The organism is Collinsella sp. 4_8_47FAA (assembly GCF_000763055.1).
Lineage (GTDB): Bacteria > Actinomycetota > Coriobacteriia > Coriobacteriales > Coriobacteriaceae > Collinsella.
In genome coordinates this window covers 186,386-190,082 of the sequence record NZ_KN214134.1, presented here as the reverse complement: position 1 = coordinate 190,082, position 3,697 = coordinate 186,386, and the positions used below count along the sequence as shown (strand labels likewise).

Below are 3,697 nucleotides of genomic sequence, written 5' to 3'. Positions count from 1 at the left end.
TATCGACCTCGCCGGACCTCGCCCAGCAGCACAGGATGCTCGACCGGCTCCTCGAGGCCCTGCCCGACGGGGCGGCGCCGACCATGCACTCGGACATGGGCTGGCAGTACCAGCACGAGTCCTACGCCTCCAGGCTGGAGGGGGCGGGCATCACCCAGAGCATGTCGCGCAAGGGGAACTGCATCGACAACGCCGCCACCGAGCAGCTCTTCGGCCACGTGAAGGACGAGTTCTACCGCGGCAGGGAGTGGGGCAGCTTCGGGGACTTCAAGCGCGACCTGGAGGAGTACATAGACCATTGGAACACGCGGCGCAGGCAGGTAAGATTGAAGGGCCTGACGCCGGAGGAGTTCCGGAACCGGGCCCTTGCGGCGTAGTCGCTATTTGTTCAGTCCAAGTTTCGGGGCGCAGTTCACTGTCCCCTTTGTGGTGGTTTTCGACAAAAAGAAGCCGCCCCATTAAGAGAGGCGGCATCAAGCAAGTCTATTTACTAGCGTCCCTCAAGACCCAACGAGAACGCAGAAATGTAGCCCGGGGCTTATCCTTTCCCGAACGCGACCCTCGCGAAGCGCGTGAGCGGGCGGGAAAGGGTAAGCCCCGGGCGGACAATTAAGCGCGTTACTCGGCAGCGGCCTTGAACTTGTTGTAGTTGATCAGGCAGCCGGCCTTAACGATGGCACGCTCCTCGGCCGTCATATCGGCAATGTAGAGCTCAATCTGCTCAACCGCACCGTCGGCGCGCACCACGTAGGCGGCGATGTTCTTCAGGTCGCCGTCGAGCGCGGCACGGATACCCGGCACAAAGACGTAGTCGCCCACCTCAAAGTTGGGATCCGCCTCCATCTGGAAGGGCACCATGCCCCAGTTCATCACGTTGGAGCGATAGCGCTTGGTGGCGTACTCGTGGACGATGTTGGCCAGGCCGCCGATCACGCGCTGGCAGCTCGCGGCCTGCTCGCGGGCGGAACCGTCACCGGGCTTCTTGGCATAGAGCATGGAGCCGTACTCGGTCGCCTTGGCATCGGCCGCGACACCCGCGCCGGCCAGTGCCTCAAACACGCCCGCAAGCTCGGCATCGAGCGCCGCCAGGTCGCCCGCGGACTCACCGGCCACGCGGCGCTTCTCCACCGCATCGACCTCCTTGGAGCGACCCACGTAGGCAGGGTCGCGACGGCTCAGAGTAAACTCGGCCAGACCCAGAGGGTTGGAGCGGAAGGAGCTCGTCTCGCCCGAAGGAATGAGCTCGTCGGTCGTGGTGACCGGGTCCATGATCTTGGAGCACACCTTGAGCAGGATGTCGTCGCCGAGGGGCTCCATCGCGGGCCACGGCTTGATGTTGGGGCCTTCGACCAGCTCGTCGGCAGGCTCCGCCTTGCCAAAGCCCCAGTACACGCGCTTTTTGTACGGCGCGTCGTCAAAGGTGTACTCGCAGGCCTCGTCCCAAGTCTCCTCGGGCAGGTCGGTCGCCGGCGTCAGGACGCCGCCGTTGGCAGCCGTCGCCGCAATGGAGCGGGCGTCCATCAGGGCCACGGCGCTCAGCTGGCCATTACCCGGCTTGGAGCCCTCGCGGTTGGGGAAGTTGCGCGTAGTGTGGCGGATGGACAGGCCGTTGTTGGCAGGCGTGTCGCCGGCGCCAAAGCACGGGCCGCAGAATGCCGTGCGCACGATCGCGCCGGCCTCCATAAGGTCGTAGATGTAGCCGCGGCGTGTAAGCTCGAGCGCCACGGGTTGGCTTGTGGGATAGACCGACAGCGAGAACTCGCCGCAGCCGGTGTTGGCGCCCTTGAGCACGCGGGCAGCCTGGACCACGGAGTCGTAGTTGCCGCCCGAGCAGCCGGCGATAACGCCCTGCTGCACGTGCAGCCTTCCGTCGACGATCTTGTCGAGCAGGCTAAAGTGCGTCTTGCCCTCGCCGATCTTGGCGGCCTCGAGCTCCACCTCATGCAGGATGTCCTCGAGATTCTCGTTGAGTTCGTCGATCTCAAAGCCGTTGGAAGGATGGAACGGCAGCGCGATCATGGGCTTGATGCTCGACAGATCGACCTCGACGCAGCCGTCGTAGTAGGCAACATCGGCGGGCTTGAGTTCGCGGTAGTCGTCGCCGCGGCCGTGCATGGTCAAAAACGCGTGCGCGTCCTCGTCGGTGGCCCAGATGCTCGACAGGCAGGTAGTCTCGGTGGTCATGACGTCGATGCCGTTGCGGTAGTCGGTCGTCATGCTCGCGATGCCGGGGCCCACAAACTCCATGACCTTGTTCTTAACGTAGCCCTTGGCAAAGACGGCTCGGATGATGGCGAGCGCCACATCGTGCGGGCCGACGCCGGGACGCGGGGCGCCCGTGAGGTAGATGGCGACGACGCCGGGATAGGCGACGTCGTAGGTGTCACGCAGCAGCTGCTTTGCCAGCTCGCCGCCGCCCTCGCCCACGGCCATGGTGCCCAGGGCGCCGTAGCGGGTGTGCGAGTCGGAGCCCAAAATCATCTTGCCGCAGCCCGCGAAGTTCTCACGCATAAAGGAGTGGATGACGGCGATGTGCGGCGGAACGAAGATGCCGCCGTACTTCTTGGCAGCCGAGAGGCCAAAGACGTGGTCGTCCTCGTTGATGGTGCCGCCCACGGCGCACAGCGAGTTATGGCAGTTGGTAAGCACGTAAGGCAGCGGGAACTGCTCCATGCCCGAGGCGCGCGCCGTCTGGATGATGCCGACGAAGGTGATGTCGTGGCTCGCCATGGCGTCGAAGCGAATCTTGAGCGCCTCGGGGTCGCCGGACGTGTTGTGTGCTTGAAGGATCGAATACGCGATGGTGCCACGCTTGGCGTCCTCGGGCGTCTGCGTAATACCGCGCTCGGCAGCCTCGGCCGCAGGCACAACCTCGCTGCCGCCGCGCAGGTAGATGCCGTCCTCGTACAGCTTGACCATACTGTCTCCTACTCTGCCCAAAAGATTTGGGCGCATAGCATACATTCGTTCAATATCGTGCCATAGAACGGTTGCGAGTGGGTTACGAATCTACACGTTCACTTTATCTCAGTAAAGTAAAGGATGAACCCAGCGAGGGCTGGCAGATTTAGTGCAAGGTAGTCATTGGGGACGTTCTTAAACGACTAGTCAAACAAGAACGTCCCCGGTGACTAGCCATTTAAGAACGTCCCCAATGACTACCCCGGCAACACCGATGTTTTGGCAGCGACAGACACTATGACCCAATCCGAGGGCACTAAAAAGACAGGAGCCCCCGCTCGTGACCGCGGGTCGGGGCTGCGACAATGATGTTGAAGTGCCATAGGCGCAGCCGCGCCGCAACGAGGTTGGGAGGCTCCCATGCCAAAGTATTCTACCGCGTTCGGGATGGACGTCCACCTGAGGTCGACCACCGTCTGCGCCCTCGACGCGGACACCGGCGAGGCCGTGACGAGGAGGTTCCCCGGCAACCCCTGGGGCGAGATCGCCGGGTGGATGGATGGGCTCCCCGGGCCGTCGCTCGCGGCCTACGAGAGCGGCTACCTCGGCTTCGCCCCGCAAAGGGAGCTCGCCGGGCTCGGCGTCGAGTGCGTCGTCGCCGCGGTCTCGAAGATCCCCAGGTCGGCCGCCGACTCGGCCTCCAAGAACGACAGGAACGACGCCGCCAGGATGGCCAAGGCGATACTCGCCCACGACATCTCCCCCGTATGGGTCCCCTCCCCCGAGGTCGAAGGCA

Annotated in this window: 2 protein-coding genes and 1 pseudogene; 2 read left to right on the top strand and 1 reads right to left on the bottom strand. The window is 63.9% G+C overall.

The features are described 5' to 3' along the window. Window positions 1-377 (top strand): IS3 family transposase (locus HMPREF9463_RS00810; protein WP_035136625.1); only part of this gene is annotated, 377 nt, incomplete at its 5' end. Window positions 378-618: 241 nt separating this feature from the next. On the opposite strand, the gene HMPREF9463_RS00805 is transcribed toward HMPREF9463_RS00810, so the two are convergent. Beyond that, window positions 619-2,919: a hydratase gene (locus HMPREF9463_RS00805; RefSeq protein WP_035136624.1), complete on the bottom strand. Its 2,301-nt coding sequence runs from the start codon at window positions 2,917-2,919 to the stop codon at window positions 619-621. A 402-nt stretch (window positions 2,920-3,321) separates the two neighbouring features. On the opposite strand from HMPREF9463_RS00805, the pseudogene HMPREF9463_RS11000 reads away from it, so the two are divergent. Next, a pseudogene (locus HMPREF9463_RS11000) lies at window positions 3,322-3,697 on the top strand (IS110 family transposase); the annotation flags it as partial.

Bases quoted from the DNA above. Each gene is read 5' to 3' on its own strand.
- HMPREF9463_RS00805 (WP_035136624.1), bottom strand. From the start codon at position 2,919: ATGGTCAAGCTGTACGAGGACGGCATCTACCTGCGCGGCGGCAGCGAG.